Below are 16446 nucleotides of genomic sequence, written 5' to 3'. Positions count from 1 at the left end.
TCTATTCTTCTAAGCCTAAAGCATCATTAACTAGCGCTTTCTGCTGTTTAATATGTAGAGAGATATAACCAACAGCAGTTGATGCAGATGCATCACGACCGGCATAATGCAGTTTTGCATTATTTGGCAGCACACCTCTAAAGTGATGTTGACTACAGTACCAAGCACCTTGGTTTTGTGGTTCTTCTTGACACCAAACTACGTCTTTTGCATTACAATACTGTTCTAAAATATCACCTAACTCATTGGTTGGGAAAGGATATAATTGTTCAATACGAACAATAGCTACATTATTTAGTTCTTCACTACGGCGTTTAGCAAGTAGTTCGTAGTAAACTTTACCGCTACAAAGTACGACACGGTCAACCGCGCTATTATCTAATGTATCAATCTCATCAATGGCATTTTGGAATGTGCCATTGGCTAGCTCTTCTAAACTAGAAACAGCAAGAGGATGACGTAATAGTGATTTAGGTGACATAACGATTAATGGACGGCGCATCGCACGAACAACCTGACGGCGTAACATGTGATAAACCTGTGCCGGTGTAGAAGGGATACATACTTGCATATTATGCTCAGCACAAAGCTGTAAGTATCGCTCTAAACGTGCTGATGAATGCTCAGGACCTTGACCTTCATAACCATGCGGCAGCATTACCGTTAGACCACACATACGGCCCCACTTTTGCTCACCAGATGATAAGAATTGATCAAATACAACCTGTGCGCCATTGGCGAAATCACCAAATTGCGCTTCCCAAATACAAAGCCCTTTCGGTGCTGCCGTTGAATAACCATATTCAAAGGCTAATACTGCACATTCTGATAACACAGAATCGTAGACATCAAAGTGACCTTGGTCATCAGAGATATTTTGTAAAGGCAGATAAGTCCTGCCCTCTGTTTGTTCATGTAAAACAGCATGACGATGGAAGAACGTACCACGGCCGGAATCTTGTCCGACTAAACGGATGTTATATTTAGCATCAAGCAGCGTTGCATAAGCGAGGTTTTCTGCAAAGCCCCAATCACATAGTTTTTCACCACGAGCCATTAACTCACGATCGTTATAAATTTTCTTAACACGTGAATGTTGTGCATGGTCTTCAGGGTAATGGCTGATGACTTCACCTAACTCACCAAGACGGTCACGAGAAAACTGTGCTTCGTAAGGTGTATTCCAATCATGTTTTAGATATGGCGTCCAATCAACACTTTGATGTTGCATCGATTGCCACTCTTTCACCACACACTCGCCATTATCAAGCGCATCACGGTAATCTGAAACAAGTTGTTTACCATAACCTTTCGCAATAACCCCTTCATCTTCAAGTTGAGTTGCGTACTGCTCACGTGTTGTTTCATGTTTTTTGATTTTTTGATACATCACAGGTTGTGTTGCATTCGGCTCATCGGCTTCGTTATGTCCGTGACGACGGTAACAAACCAAGTCGATAACAACATCACGCTTGAAGGTGTTACGGAAATCAAGTGCAATTTGTGTTGCTAAAATAACTGCTTCAGGATCGTCTCCATTGACATGGAAAATCGGTGCCTGCACCATTTTAGCAATATCAGTACAATTACGTGTTGAGCGTGTATCTTCAGGATTTGAGGTAGTAAAACCAATCTGATTGTTGATAACAATACGTACTGTACCACTCACTTTAAATGCACGTGCTTGTGACATATTAAAGGTTTCTTGCACCACGCCTTGACCCGCTATTGCAGAGTCACCATGTACCGTAATTGGTAATACACTTTCACCAATACCGTTTAGGCGTTCTTGACGTGCACGTACCGAACCGAGTACCACAGGATTAACGATCTCTAGATGAGATGGGTTAAACGCTAACGAAAGATGCACATTGCCCTTTGGCGTTTTAAAGTCACTACTAAAACCTTGGTGGTATTTAACGTCACTTGAACCTTCATGTGCAGAGTGCTTACCAGCAAACTCATTAAATAGATCCGTTGGTTTTTTACCTAACACGTTAACCAACACGTTAAGGCGACCACGATGGGCCATACCAAGTACCACTTCTTGAGCGCCCTGTTCGCCAGCACGACGAATCAACTCTTTAAGCATCAGTACAAATGAATCCCCCCCCTCTAATGAGAAACGTTTTGCACCAGGGAATTTAGAACCGATATAACGCTCTAAGCCCTCTGCAGCAGTTAACTCTTCAAGAAAACGATGTTTGGCTTCTTCACTAAATGAGGGTTTGCTTTCACAAGACTCGATACGATTTTGTAACCAACGTTTCTCATCCGTATTAGTGATATGCATGTACTCAGCACCTAACGAACCACAATAGGTGCGTTTTAGTGAGGCAACTAGATCACGTAATACCATCGTTTCATTAGAGGCTGCATATGAACCAACATTGAAACTCGCGTCTAAATCAGCACCTTCTAACTCATGGTAAAAAGGGTCAAGCTCAGTGATCGTTTCGGTTTTCGCTAAGCCGAGTGGATCCAGCGCTGCAACCTCATGACCACGATTACGGTAAGCTCCGATCAGTTGCAATACTTTAACTTGTTTAGCATCATTATGAACCGCACCAGTAGGTGGTGTGAAACATTTGGGTGCTTTTGCAGCATATTTCATCTGCTCACGGATAACTGAATGGGCTTCTTCGGGCTGATCACTCACTTTAGGTAATTCATCAAACACGTTGCGCCAATTGGCATCAACAGAAATAGGGTCTTCTAGGTAGGATTCATACAGATCTTCGATATAGGTAGAATTTGCCCCGGAAAGATGAGATGAGGCTAACCATGTTTTCATCACATTGTTTGGCATTAACATTCCTTAAACTTCATATTTTATTTTCTATACATAGTGGTTAAACGTTCAACCATATTGGCTGATTTTAAAGAAAAAATGGTTCTTGTAGAACAGGACTTAATCACTTTTACTTGAAATCAGCCATAAGGCTAACGCACTGAATCATATAAATTATATTGCGCGTTGTAACAGCATCGATTTGATTTTACCAATCGCTTTAGTCGGGTTTAATCCCTTAGGACAAACACTGACACAGTTCATGATGCCATGGCAACGAAAAACACTAAATGCATCGTCTAAATTAGACAAGCGTTCTTCTGTCGCACTATCACGGCTATCAATTAAGAAACGATAAGCTGCTAACAATCCTGCTGGCCCGATGAATTTTTCAGGGTTCCACCAAAAAGAGGGACAAGAAGTTGAACAACAAGCACATAAAATACACTCATATAATCCATCTAATTTTTCGCGCTCTTCAGGAGATTGCTTGAATTCACCAGCCGGCGGCTTGCGATCATCAGTAATTAAAAATGGCTTAATTTTTTCATACTGAGTATAAAATTGTGTCATATCGATAACAAGATCGCGCACAACCGGTAATCCAGGTAACGGGCGTATTATTATTTTACCCTTAGATAGTAGGTCAGATAAAGGTGTAATACACGCTAAACCATTCTTACCATTGATATTTAAGCCATCAGAGCCACAAACACCTTCACGACATGAACGTCGGAATGAAAGTGAAGCATCTTTCTCTTTAAGTTGGATAAGCGCATCAAGCACCATCATGTCCGATCCTTCCGGCACATCTAATGACAGATCCTGCATATAAGGCGCTTTATCAACGTCTGGGTTATAACGATAAACTGAAAAATTAACATTCATAACTTAAAAACCTTCTAGTAAACACGTGCTTTAGGTGGGAAAGCTTCACGTAGCACTGGCGCCATATTCACGTCACGTTTACTCATGCTTTCTGTTAATGGGTTGTATAAACTATGGTGTAACCAATTTGCATCATCACGATCTGGGAAATCAAAGCGACTATGTGCGCCACGACTTTCAGTTCGGAAGTTAGCCGCTTTTGCAGTTGCAAAGGCAGTTTCCATCAGATTATCTAACTCTAAACATTCGATTCTGTCGGTATTAAACTCACTACTCTTATCACTTAGTTTCGCGTTATTAAGACGCTCACGAAGTTTATCCAGTTCAGCAAGGCCTTCAGCCATCGCCGCACCGTCACGGAATACTGAGAAATTATTTTGCATACATTGTTGTAAATCTTTACGGATTTGGTTCGGGCATTCTGTGCCATTACCTTTTTCCCAACGATTTAGACGCGTCAGCGCAGCATCAATGTTCTCTTGCGTTGGTTCTTTAAGTGTATTTTCTTTGGTTAATACTTGCCCTAAGTGTTTACCTGCTGCACGACCAAATACCACTAAATCAAGGAGTGAATTACCCCCTAAACGATTTGCACCATGAACAGATACACAAGCGATTTCGCCCACTGCAAATAAGCCTTTCACTTCTACATCTTTGCCATCTTCATCAACGCGTAATACTTGACCGTTAACATTAGCTGGCACACCACCCATCATATAATGACAAGTAGGAATAATTGGGATTGGCTCTTTTACAGGATCCACATGCGCAAAGGTACGTGATAGTTCACAAATACCCGGCAGTTTCGATTCCAACAACTCTTCACCTAAGTGATCTAGTTTCAGCTTGATGTGTGTGCCCCAAGGACCTTCACAACCACGACCTTCACGAATTTCAATCATGATAGAACGTGCAACAACATCACGACCTGCTAGATCTTTCGCGTTAGGTGCATAACGTTCCATGAAACGTTCGCCATCTTTATTTAATAGATAACCACCTTCACCACGACACCCTTCTGTTACTAATACACCCGCACCTGCTATCCCCGTTGGATGGAATTGCCACATTTCCATATCCTGTACGGGTACACCTGCACGTAATGCCATACCAACACCATCGCCAGTATTAATGTGTGCGTTAGTTGTTGATGCATAAATACGACCAGAGCCACCTGTTGCTAGTACTGTTGCCTGTGCTTTAAACATCACCACTTCACCAGTTTCAATGTCTATTGCAGTACAACCAACAACATCACCATCATCATTTTTAACTAAATCAAGTGCATACCACTCAGAAAAAATAGTAGTTTTGTTTTTAATATTCTGCTGATAAAGCGTATGTAATAAAGCATGCCCAGTACGATCGGCAGCTGCCGCAGTACGTGAAGCTTGCTCACCACCAAATTCTTTAGACTGACCACCAAACGGGCGTTGGTAAACAGAACCATCTTCGAAACGAGAAAATGGTAGTCCCATATTTTCTAGCTCACGAACCGCATCGGGTCCCTCTTTACACATATACTCAATCGCGTCTTGGTCACCGATATAATCAGAACCTTTGACCGTGTCATACATGTGCCACTGCCAGTTATCGGCATGTGAATTACCCAATGCAACGGTAATACCACCTTGAGCAGAAACCGTATGCGAGCGCGTTGGAAATACTTTAGTAATCAACGCACAACTTTTTCCTTCTTGCGAAATAGATAAAGCAGCACGCATACCTGCACCACCTGCACCAATTACAATCGCATCAAACTCACGAATAGGTAAACTCACCTTAAACACCCCACAAAATTACGAAACCAGAGAGAACATAGATAAATGCCACTGATGTTAAAAGAAATTGTAATGCACCGCGTAACTTGGTGCATTTAACGTAGTCTGTTAATACTTGCCATAAACCAATCCATGCATGTACCAACATTGCAATGAGTGCAAATAGCGTAAATACTTTAGTAGTCGTTAATGAAAAGAAACCAGTCCACGTTGCATAGGTAATATCAGTGCCTGCGATAAAACCAACAAGGTATAAGGTATAAGCAAGTAAAATAAGTGCACTTGCGCGTAATAAAATATAATCATGAACACCACTGCGTCCAAACGTACCAGCAACCTTTACCATACTAAAACCCCCGCTAATAATGACAGTACAGCTGTCACGATGAATCCAACTTTAGCGCTTAGTGATGCAGTATCCATCTCTTCCCAAAAACCTAAATCTTGAATCATATGGCGCACACCAAATACAGCATGGTATGCAAGACCCGTTAAGCAGCCCCACATGACAAATTCAATCAAAAAGTTATCAAAATATCCTACAACTCGATAAAAGTCAGGTTGGCTTGATAATGAACAACTTAAAAGGCTAAGGAATATTGCTAAAGCAATAAAAACGATAATTCCTGAAACACGATGCAGTATTGAAGCAGTTGCAGTGATAGGGAATTTGACCGTGGCTAGGTCTAAATTTTTAGGTCTGTTTTTGCGCACAATTTTTCTCTTTATACTTGGCTAAAACTAAGGGTTGGCTAACAAATGCTATTGTTAGCATATTGTTAAACCATTGTGACAGTCTTATGTCTTTTTTTTGTGATGTAGTATATAAAAACCAGCTCAATTTTGTGATGTAGAATACAGATTTTTTTTATCACTTAAAAAATGATATCTGCTCATTTAGGTCAATGTTATAAACACTTTACCTGTTTGTTTTAATGAATATTTGTTGATTAATCCAACGTTATTGGTTTCGCCATTTGCAAATGTCTCATTGTTGATATGTTAAAATTGACAAGGCACTTTTTAGCCTGTAAAAATATGCGTACTGAAATTCAAGTAATATAAAAAAAAGATAAGGGAGCATCAAATGTCAGAACAAAAAGCAATACTTCAATTACCAGGGAAAGAGCCAATTGAGCTTCCAATCCTTAAAGGTTCTGCAGGTAATGACGTTATTGATATTCGTACTTTAGGCCAAACGGGTTATTTTACTTATGACCCAGGTTTCTTAGCAACGGCATCTTGCGAGTCATCAATAACATTTATTGATGGAGATAAAGGAATTTTAGAACACCGAGGTTACCCAATTTCTCAATTGGCAGATAAATCTGATTACCTTGAAGTTTGTTACTTGCTATTAAATGGTACTTTACCTGACAAAAAACAGTTTGATGAATTTCACCTTACTGTATTAAGACATACGATGTTGCATGAACAATTAGTGCAATTCTACAAAGGCTTCCGTCGTGACTCTCACCCGATGGCAACGTTAGTTGGTGTTGTTGGTGCCCTTTCTTCTTTCTATCATGACTCTTTAGATATTACTAATGAAGAACATCGTGAAATTGCTGCCTTCCGTTTGATTTCAAAAATGCCAACGCTAGCAGCAATGAGTTTCAAATACTCAACAGGCCAACCTTTTGTCTACCCTGACAATTCACTTTCTTATGCAGGTAACTTCTTAAAAATGATGTTCGCCGTGCCTTGTGAAGAGTATGTGGTTAACCCGGTTCTTGAAAGTGCAATGGATAAAATCTTAATTTTACATGCAGACCACGAACAAAATGCATCAACGTCAACAGTACGTTTAGCCGGTTCATCAGGTGCTAACCCATTTGCTTGTATCGCAGCGGGTATTGCATCGCTATGGGGCCCTGCTCACGGCGGCGCTAACGAAGCTTGTTTAGAGATGTTAGAAGAGATTGGTTCAGTTGATCGCATCCCTGAATTTATCGCAAGAGCAAAAGATAAAGACGACCCATTCCGCTTAATGGGCTTTGGTCATCGTGTATACAAAAACCATGATCCACGCGCAACAGTGATGCGTAAAACTTGTCATGACGTGTTAGACGATCTTAATATCGACGATCCTTTATTAGACGTTGCAATGGAACTTGAGCGTATTGCACTTGAAGACCCTTATTTTGTTGATAAGAAACTTTACCCGAATGTAGATTTCTACTCAGGTATCGTATTACGTGCAATGGGTATTCCACGTACCATGTTTACCGTTATCTTCGCTACAGCACGTACAGTTGGTTGGATCTCACATTGGAAAGAGATGTTAGATCAACCAGGTCAAAAGATTGGTCGTCCTCGTCAGTTATACACGGGTGAAGTAGGCTTAGAGTTTGAACACGTGGTTGAACGTTGTAAACAAAGTAAGCTAACTACAGCTTAATAGTAAAAATTTATTTAAATCTATCAAGCCAGTGTTTACACTGGCTTTTTTGTATCCAGCATTCACTGGATTTTTAGAGCTTTGTTATGACTATTTACCTGCCTCAATTGACCGATGACCCACAATTTTTTCCCAACGTAGAAAAAGCATTACAAGAACCAGATGGTTTGTTGGCGATAGGTGGCGATCTTTCTCCTCAACGCATTTTTAATGCCTATCGAAATGGGATATTCCCCTGGTTTAGTGCCGGCGAACCGCTTTTATGGTGGAGCCCAAGTGAACGTGCAACTATCATTGCAGGTGAAGTCCATGTAAGTAAAAGTATGAAACGTTTCATTAACAAAAATCACATGTCGATCACTGTTAACCATTGTTTTTCATCAGTTATTTCTGCCTGTGCAATGCCGCGTGCGACACAAGCTGAAACATGGATTTCAGAGCAGATGATCGATGCCTATATTGAATTGCATCGAATGGGGTTTGCTCACTCTATTGAGGTTTGGCATGAAAAAAAGTTAGTAGGTGGTTTGTATGGTGTTTGTGTGGGACAAACCTTCTGTGGCGAGTCAATGTTTAGTCAAATGGATAACAGCTCTAAAATTGCATTCATCGCGCTTAATCAACACTTTCAGCAAGCGGGAGGAAAGATAATTGATTGCCAAATGCAAACAGGACACCTAAAAAGTTTAGGCGTCCAAACAAGTTGTCGTGATAGCTTTATACAAAATTTGATGGTAACAAAAGATGAAGCGATAAAAACAACGTGCTGGGATCAACAACAAATAAAAATTCAACTTACAAAGTAGTTAACAGGATGCTATCTGCTTATTCATCGCACCTAATACTTTTTTACGAGATATGAGGCCAATATAGTGGTCTCCACTATCAACAACCGGATAAATTTTAGGTTTAGCATCTAGCATTAACTGTGCGACATCCACCACACTCATCTCTTTTTTGATGGTAACGGCAGGGCTAACCATCGCATCTTCAACTAATGCGACTAATTCACAGTGATAACTTGCTTCGAGCATTTTAGCTAAACAGTCCTGTTCAGATAACCAACCGATCACACGCCCTGCATCATCAATTACCGGCCCACCAATTTGATCATTTTCTAATAAAATTTCGACGGCGGTTTGAATTGCCATCTCTTTTCTAAAAGATAAACTTTTACCAATCATATAATGTGAAACGTCTAGATTATTCATATAGTTCCCTTACGTTTATTTATCATCTAATCTTAATCCTTTTTCACTATTTGTCGATTTTTGACAAGAAAAAATTTCTTTCATTACGCTTTGTCGTTAAAATGTTTCTTTATCTCCATTTTCAAAGGTAACTCATGGCCTCTCTACAAGAACAATTGATGAAATCAGGGCTTATCAACAAACAAAAAGCCAAGCAAGCGCAAACTGAAAAACGCCGCAAGGCTAAACAGAAAAAGAAAAAAGGAACCGTTGAAGTTTCTGAAGCACAACGCGCAATAGATGCTCAAAAAGAGCAACAAAAACAACAAGATTTAGAAAAAAATCGCGCAATACAAGCAGAGTTAGATGCGCGTGCCGCACACGGTAAGTTGATTCAGATGATTGCACAGCATTGTGAGAAAAATTATCAAGGTGAAATAGATTATCACTTTACTTACGATAACAAAGTGAAACGTATTGCAATTAATGACACGACGCAGCAAAGCTTAATCAATGGCCTCTTGGCAATTTGTGTTTTGAATGATGAGTTCTACTTAATCAACAAAGAAGCAACAGAGAAGTTGGCTGAAATTGATGCATCTGTATTAGTGGCACTGCATGAGAAAGTCGATATGAGTGATATGGATGAAGATGATCCCTACGCGGAGTTCGCTATTCCTGATGATCTTATTTGGTAGGTCAGGCATAAAATATGCTAAAGGTATTTACGTGCTATTGCACGTAAATACCCTCAATTGCAAATTAGCAAACCGAGACAGCGCCCACTTCCAGCGAGGAGGTTAAATACAAACAAGGTTACAGCCAGCGCTTTTTCTTAAACAAAATAATCAAACTAAGTGCGATTAAAGCCATCACAGTCAGTAAATAATAATACCCATTAACCACTTTCAATTCTGGAATATACTCAAAATTCATTCCATATAATCCCGCCAAAAAGCCTAATGGAATAAAAATTGCGGTAATAACGGTCAGCACACGCATCGTTGCGTTCAGTTGATGAGAAGCGACAGATAAATAGCCGTTAATCAAATCACTGCAAATATCATAATGCATCTGAGAGAGGCTTAGTAAACGTTCTATTCGCTCATGCACATCCGTCACTGTATGCATTTCAGCTTGATTGATAATGTCTGTTTCATCAGCAACTAATAATTTTAATTCGGCACCAATGTTACTGTGATAGTTAAAGATTCGTTTTAATTTGATAAGACGTGAACGATAGAGGGTGATCTCCTGCATCATTTTATCATCACCACCCAATTGAAATTGATCCTCAAGCAACTCTAACTTCTCTTCAAATTCAAATAGCTCCTCTAAATACACGCCACAACTATTGTGAAATACCCTTAATGCCAATGTTATCGGACTTTTGGTCAAATATTTTTCACCTTCACCTGTAAACAACTTATCGATGGAAATAGATTTCTGCTCATGGGATGTAATTAATATATTGGTGCCAACAAACATGCCTATTTGTAAATGCTTAAACTGTAAGTCACCTTGACACTCATAAATACCACGGTAAAGCATAAAAATATAATCATCAAACAACTCAATTTTGGGAGGATGACGCTCTCGATGTAGATCCGTTATCGCTAGAGCATGACAACCAAACTGTTGCAGTATCAAGAGCTCATCAGCTTTATTATGTGACTCCAAATCAACCCATAACGTTGTTTCGGGTTGTACTTTCCAAAGCTCTATTAACTCCTCATTACCATAACGACATGTGTTATCTGACTGTAATAGCATGCACTTGATCATTGTTATTCTCATAATTTGACGGGGACTTTTATTAGTATTACACAACACTTTGGATTTGCTGTACTTTTTGTCATGTTTACCTATTCAAATAAACCTGAAATTATCTGTTGATTACGGTTATATTTGATAACCCCAATATCTGCTAGTTTCCAGTCCCTTAATCTCTCTTTCTGCACAGTAAAATTAAATAAAAAATAAGTATTGTTGGCAATAATAATATGGTAAATAACAGATCAATTTACTGTGGGCTTAAATTGGCTTAACAATATTTAATATACAACAAGAGATTCGCTCTTAACTGCTCCGTTATTAAGGTATGAAAGATAATGCAAGAAAATATATCACCCTTTGATTTTACCGCTTCAGAGTTACTTGAAATGTTATCAGGTAACAAGGCCATATTGACGGTTTTCCTTATCCTGATGGTCATGCTGTGTAAATTTTATTTTTTAAAAATGATCAATAAAAAGGCAGATACCAATAAGCGCGTAAAAATTAATATCGTAAACAATGCCGTTACGGTGATCATTTTAATCGGCATTTTTCATATATGGTCTGCAGAATTCCAAAAATTTGCCATCTCTATTGCCGCATTTGTTGTGGCTATTGTGATTGCGACAAGAGAGTTAATTCAATGCTTCATTGGTTTTTTATACATTGTCTCAAGCCGCCCTTTTCGTATCGGTGATTGGATACAAGTTGGCGATAGTTATGGAGAAGTACACTCTATCGACTGGGCTAAATTAACCCTATTAGAGGTCAATATTGATGCCTATGAATATACGGGTAAAACACTTTACACCCCAAATAGTCAATTGATTACCTCTTCAATCAAGAATTTGAATTTTTTAAAACGTTATGCGATGCACCACTTTACTATTACCCGTGATGAAAGCGTTAACCCGTTTATTTTCTTAGATGAATTGTATGAAAAAGCGGTCGAATATTGTGCTGACTTTAGGGACGTAGCGATTAGATATAACCAACTCATTGAAAACCGATTAGACGTCAACATTGCAGGTCCAGAGCCGCATATCCAAGTTGCCACCTCTAATATTGGAGATACACAGGTATTTTTTACTATCTTTTGCCCAACTGAACGAGCGATGGAGATAGAGCAAAGCTTAACCGCCGACTTTATGCGCCTATGGTTCGACCAAAAACAATCAACTTTAATGAAAGTAAACAACGACTAGTACAAGGAAGAAGCATGTCATTAGATTTATTGCCTGACTACATCGATAAAATCAATCAACGTTTGGAGCGGGAAAAGCCAGTAAATGGACTTATTAGCGAGATTGAGTCTGTTTTAAATGTTGATCAACTTGCTATTTTATTAGAGTCATTTCCGATTAAATTAAGAACCGATTTATGGGAAATATTGAGTGATGAAACACAACAAAATGTGTTTATTGTCATGAAAAATGAATCAAGACAACTGCTATTAGATGTATTGGATGATGCACAATGCTTTCCACTTTTAACAAAATTAGACGCCTTTAATCTTCTTGAATTATCAGAAAGTTTAAACGATCGTTTTATCGATTATGCGGTCAGTAACATGACCGCCAAACAGCGTAGTTTATACAAGAAATCTTGTGATTATGATTTATCAGAAGTGGGTCACTGGCAAAATTTTACCGAATTACAAATACCACAGCGTTTGAAACTTTCTGCGGTTAAAAAGGTCTGCGCAAAAAGCTTACCTGCGTTTACTGATGTCGCTTATATCGTTGATGACAATGCATTATTAGTTGGTGAAATTGCGATTAATGGCATTTTTAATGCAACTGATCAGCAACAATACCTTACAGCGATTAACCAACATGTTGAATTTATTGATAGTAACAATAACATCAGTGAAGCCGCTGAAAAACTTATTAACTCAGGTAAGTCAGCCTTACCTGTTGTTGATGATAATGGCTGCTTAACCGGTCGTTTAGATTTGCCAACGGCTTATCGCTATAAAGAACAAATCATTGAGACACAACTCATTCAATCTGCAGGTTTAGTGGAAGAGGAAGATCTATTCAGCAGTGTTTGGCTAAGCTCAAAAAACCGTGCGGTGTGGTTGGGTATCAATTTAGTCACCGCATTTTTAGCATCATGGTTTATTGGTCTCTTTGAGGCAACTATTCAACAGGTCGTTGCTTTAGCAGTATTAATGCCCGTAGTCGCTTCTATGGGAGGAATTTCAGGTAGCCAAACCATTACGTTAATAATACGGGGATTAGCACTAGGGCAAATTACAGAAGCAAACAAAAGAGATATCATCGTAAAAGAACTTAAAGTTGGTGCTATTAATGGCTTATTATGGGCGATTGTTATTGGTGTGATTACCTATTTGTGGTTCGATACCTTTTTATTATCACTGACCATTTTCATCGCTATTCTAGGCAATATCGTTATTGCCTCGCTGTCTGGTGTATGGGTGCCTTGGGTGCTAAGCCGGTTTAAAATAGACCCGGCATTATCAGGCTCAGTGGTATTAACAACGGTTACTGATATCTTTGGGTTTATTGTTTTCCTCGGTTTAGGTAGTTTATTACTGCTCTAGTATTTTTAGGTGATGAATTAAGGGATTAAGCTTTATATTCATCACCTTACTTACCCGTTTAGCAAAACATGTTCGTGCTTAAAGCGTGCATTCAATGATCATATTACTACATAGGGAAACAGGTTCAACACCTCTTCTATCGTATCTACTTTTTGACTTTTAATGAGGTAATTTGCATAAATTTCTCGGCTAAACACCGGTGCATCTTCGACTAAAAAAAGTTGCTTATTACGTAAATACTCAAAGGTAATTTGGCGAGGTAAATACGCGGCTCCCCCCACTTCTAAAATAAAGTTTAAAGCGAGTCCAGGCTGGCTCATATTATGTCTTGCTTCAGGCGCATCTTGAAAGGCACGTAAATACTGGACGGTGATCGCTTCACCATAATCAACCATTACAAAGTCGTTTAATAGCGATAATTTACTCGCATAATCAGGGTCGGTGGTCACTAAGTGTAGAGGAACCGTTGCGACTTTCTCTGATACCAGTCCCTCAACAAAAGTAGGTTCAAATAAGAAAGCAATATCGATAACTCGGTTCAAGAGGCTTTTTCTTAATTCTAATGGGCTGTATGTGTTTGTTAATAGACTTATATCATCATTATTTAAATGAATTTTTTGCAGCCAATTTTGTAAAATAATATCCCAAATAGACCCCATTGCCCCGACCACTAACTGCATCGAATGCTGCGCGGCAATGCCTACGTCCTGTTTGGTTTTTTGCCACATGAAAATCATCTCATTGGCATGTTTAATCAATCGATGTCCTTCTGGCGTTAACTTAAGGTGTTTTTTACTGCGATCAAATAACATCACCCCTAAATCATCTTCTAACAATTTTATTCTTGCACTAACAGCGGACTGTGTAATGAACAGATTTTCAGACGCGATGCGAAAATGCAGCGTCCGACTGACCTCTAAAAAAGTATTTAGCAACTCTATTTTCATAATTCCCTCAGAAAGCCTAATCAAATAATTTAATCAAACAACGCAAAATAATTAATTTTATTATATTTAAAATTGGTCTTACACTCTAGCGACTTTTACAGCAGTACCACAAATAAATCATATTACATTGACATTTAAACAAGGAATAACCCATGAAAATTGCCATCTTATCTCGAGGCCCTAATTTATACTCAACTCGCCGTTTGAAAGAAGCTGGCGAAGCCCAAGGTCACCAAGTGGATATTATTGATACACTGCATTGCTATATGGACATTACCAGTAGCCGCCCTACTGTACGTTATAAAGGCGAAGAGTTGCCGCACTATGATGCCATCATTCCTCGTATTGGCGCTTCAATCACTTTTTACGGCACTGCAGTTGCTCGCCAATTTGAAATGATGGGCACATTCAATATCAATGAGTCGGTCGCAATAAGTCGTTCTCGCGATAAATTACGTTCAATGCAACTGTTATCTCGTAAAGGAATCGGGATGCCACGTACTGGGTTTGCAAGTAAACCAGATAACATTAAAGATTTAATCAAAAATGTAGGTGGTGCCCCTGTTGTGATCAAGCTACTTGAAGGGACACAGGGAATTGGTGTGGTATTAGCAGATACTGCTAAAGCTGCAGAAAGTATTATCGAAGCATTTATGGGGTTAAAAGCGAATATTTTAGTGCAAGAGTTTATCAAAGAAGCTGGCGGTGCAGATATCCGCTGCTTGGTGATAGGTGGGCGTGTGGTTGCAGCGATGAAACGTCAAGGTGCTGAAGGTGAATTCCGCTCTAACCTGCATCGTGGTGGCTCTGCAGAGGTGGTTAAGCTTTCTAAAGCGGAACGTGAGACAGCGATTAATGCCGCTAAAGTGATGGGTCTAAACTTCTGTGGCGTGGATCTATTACGCTCGGAAACTGGACCTAAAGTGATGGAAGTTAATTCTTCACCAGGCCTAGAAGGTATTGAAAGTGCTACAGGCAAAGATGTAGCAAGTATGGTATTTGATTTTATTGAGAAAAAAGCAAAATCAAGCACTAATAAAACACGTGGGAAAGGATAAACGATGAAACCATTACGTATAGGTGAGTTTGATATATTACCCGGGACTCAGTGTAAAATTGATCTGCCGGTCGCTAAGTTATATACCGATGCGGATGTGTCTTTGCCGGTACAAATTATCCGCGCTAAAAAAGATGGCCCGACCATTTTTATTAGCGCCGCAGTGCATGGTGATGAACTCAATGGCATCGAAATTATTCGCCGTTTAATTAACAAACCTAATTTTAAGATCATTCGAGGCACCGTGATTGCGGTGCCCATGGTCAATGTTTATGGTGTGGTTAATCAAAGTCGCTACATGCCCGATAGGCGAGACTTGAATCGTTGTTTTCCTGGTTCAGCAAAAGGCTCATTGGCCGGACGTGTCGCACATATTTTCTTAACTCAAATAGTGCAACATTGTGATTACGGCATCGACCTGCACACAGGCGCAATTCATCGCTCTAACTTGCCGCAAATTCGTGGCGATATGACTGATCACGAGACAAAAGAGTTAGCAAAAGTATTTGCGGTACCGGTTATTTTACACTCTAATTTATTAGATGGCTCTTTGCGTGAATCAGCCGTTAAAAACAAGACCAAGGTCTTGTTATATGAAGCAGGTGAAGCACTGCGTTTTGATGATTTTTCGATTAATGCAGGTATTAAAGGCATTGAAAATGTGTTGCGACATTTAAAAATGATGCCGCAACGACGATCTAAAAGAAAGCTAGCAGAGCCCTATATTGCTAATAGTAGTGGTTGGTTACGCGCCAATGCAAGTGGTGTGGTAAAGCACTTAGTAACACTAGGCGACCAAGTAACGTGTGGTGATCGACTCGCGGAAATTGGTAGCCCATACGGGGAAATTTTAGGTGTTGTCTGCGCATTAAGATCGGGCATTTTAATCGGTAAGCAAAATATCCCCTTAGTGCAAGAGGGAGAAGCGATGTTTCATATTGCCTACTTTAAAGAAGATGATGAAACCATTGCAGAACATATTGAAACGGTACAAGACTCATTATTACCCGAAGATGAATTTAATGATAAACAGATAACAAGAGAATAAA

Annotated in this window: 15 protein-coding genes; 7 read left to right on the top strand and 8 right to left on the bottom strand. The window is 39.4% G+C overall.

Annotated features, from left to right (window positions below; translation table 11 throughout):
• Position 1 precedes the first annotated feature (1 nt).
• From QQK09_RS07145 to sdhC, 5 genes are all read right to left on the bottom strand, one after another.
• The gene (locus QQK09_RS07145) at positions 2-2809 is read right to left on the bottom strand and encodes a 2-oxoglutarate dehydrogenase E1 component (RefSeq protein WP_284203426.1); all 2808 of its coding nucleotides are present in this window, start codon (positions 2807-2809) and stop codon (positions 2-4) included.
• Positions 2810-2965: 156 nt separating this feature from the next.
• Complete coding sequence (locus QQK09_RS07140; RefSeq protein WP_284203425.1) at positions 2966-3679, bottom strand: succinate dehydrogenase iron-sulfur subunit; 714 nt, start codon at positions 3677-3679, stop codon at positions 2966-2968.
• A gap of 14 nt (positions 3680-3693) precedes the next feature.
• Positions 3694-5460: a succinate dehydrogenase flavoprotein subunit gene (gene sdhA, locus QQK09_RS07135; protein WP_284203424.1), complete on the bottom strand. Its 1767-nt coding sequence runs from the start codon at positions 5458-5460 to the stop codon at positions 3694-3696.
• A 1-nt stretch (position 5461) separates the two neighbouring features.
• The gene (sdhD, locus tag QQK09_RS07130; protein WP_284203423.1) at positions 5462-5806 is read right to left on the bottom strand and encodes a succinate dehydrogenase, hydrophobic membrane anchor protein; all 345 of its coding nucleotides are present in this window, start codon (positions 5804-5806) and stop codon (positions 5462-5464) included.
• Positions 5800-6174, bottom strand: a complete 375-nt coding sequence (gene sdhC / locus QQK09_RS07125) for a succinate dehydrogenase, cytochrome b556 subunit (protein WP_348532701.1) — start codon at positions 6172-6174, stop codon at positions 5800-5802. Before sdhC ends, sdhD begins: the two co-directional genes overlap by 7 nt.
• Positions 6175-6547: 373 nt before the next feature.
• On the opposite strand from sdhC, the gene QQK09_RS07120 reads away from it, so the two are divergent.
• A complete protein-coding gene (locus QQK09_RS07120) occupies positions 6548-7861 on the top strand; it encodes a citrate synthase (RefSeq protein WP_284203422.1) in 1314 nt (437 codons plus the stop codon).
• An 86-nt stretch (positions 7862-7947) separates the two neighbouring features.
• Positions 7948-8667 carry a leucyl/phenylalanyl-tRNA--protein transferase gene (gene aat, locus QQK09_RS07115; protein ID WP_284203421.1) on the top strand — a complete coding sequence of 240 codons (720 nt, stop codon included), beginning with the start codon at positions 7948-7950 and terminating at the stop codon, positions 8665-8667.
• Here aat and QQK09_RS07110 read toward each other — a convergent pair whose 3' ends face one another.
• A complete protein-coding gene (locus QQK09_RS07110) occupies positions 8668-9072 on the bottom strand; it encodes a CBS domain-containing protein (RefSeq protein WP_284203420.1) in 405 nt (134 codons plus the stop codon).
• Positions 9073-9206: 134 nt separating this feature from the next.
• On the opposite strand from QQK09_RS07110, the gene QQK09_RS07105 reads away from it, so the two are divergent.
• Positions 9207-9749: a DUF2058 domain-containing protein gene (locus tag QQK09_RS07105; protein ID WP_284203419.1), complete on the top strand. Its 543-nt coding sequence runs from the start codon at positions 9207-9209 to the stop codon at positions 9747-9749.
• A 118-nt stretch (positions 9750-9867) separates the two neighbouring features.
• Here the strand turns inward: QQK09_RS07105 and QQK09_RS07100 are convergent, their stop codons facing one another.
• Positions 9868-10824 (bottom strand): magnesium transporter CorA family protein, encoded by a 957-nt coding sequence (locus QQK09_RS07100; RefSeq protein WP_284203418.1) that lies wholly within the window; start codon positions 10822-10824, stop codon positions 9868-9870.
• Positions 10825-11162: 338 nt separating this feature from the next.
• Here QQK09_RS07100 and QQK09_RS07095 point away from each other — a divergent pair, with 338 nt between their 5' ends.
• Together QQK09_RS07095 and QQK09_RS07090 are read left to right on the top strand one after the other, a co-directional pair.
• Positions 11163-12032: a mechanosensitive ion channel family protein gene (locus tag QQK09_RS07095; protein ID WP_284203417.1), complete on the top strand. Its 870-nt coding sequence runs from the start codon at positions 11163-11165 to the stop codon at positions 12030-12032.
• 14 nt (positions 12033-12046) lie between these two features.
• On the top strand, positions 12047-13393 hold the full coding sequence (locus QQK09_RS07090) for a magnesium transporter (protein ID WP_284203416.1): 1347 nt from the start codon (positions 12047-12049) through the stop codon (positions 13391-13393).
• A gap of 98 nt (positions 13394-13491) precedes the next feature.
• Here the strand turns inward: QQK09_RS07090 and QQK09_RS07085 are convergent, their stop codons facing one another.
• Positions 13492-14340, bottom strand: a complete 849-nt coding sequence (locus QQK09_RS07085; protein ID WP_284203415.1) for a LysR family transcriptional regulator — start codon at positions 14338-14340, stop codon at positions 13492-13494.
• Positions 14341-14492: 152 nt separating this feature from the next.
• Here QQK09_RS07085 and rimK point away from each other — a divergent pair, with 152 nt between their 5' ends.
• Both rimK and QQK09_RS07075 read left to right on the top strand, forming a co-directional pair.
• Positions 14493-15398: a 30S ribosomal protein S6--L-glutamate ligase gene (gene rimK, locus QQK09_RS07080; RefSeq protein WP_284203414.1), complete on the top strand. Its 906-nt coding sequence runs from the start codon at positions 14493-14495 to the stop codon at positions 15396-15398.
• A 3-nt stretch (positions 15399-15401) separates the two neighbouring features.
• Positions 15402-16445: a succinylglutamate desuccinylase/aspartoacylase family protein gene (locus QQK09_RS07075; protein ID WP_284203413.1), complete on the top strand. Its 1044-nt coding sequence runs from the start codon at positions 15402-15404 to the stop codon at positions 16443-16445.
• The last annotated feature ends 1 nt before the right edge of the window (position 16446 follow it).

The organism is Psychromonas marina, assembly GCF_030161115.1.
GTDB lineage: Bacteria > Pseudomonadota > Gammaproteobacteria > Enterobacterales > Psychromonadaceae > Psychromonas > Psychromonas marina.
The sequence above is the reverse complement of the archived record's forward strand: the minus strand, read 5'-3'. Positions and strand labels throughout refer to the sequence as shown.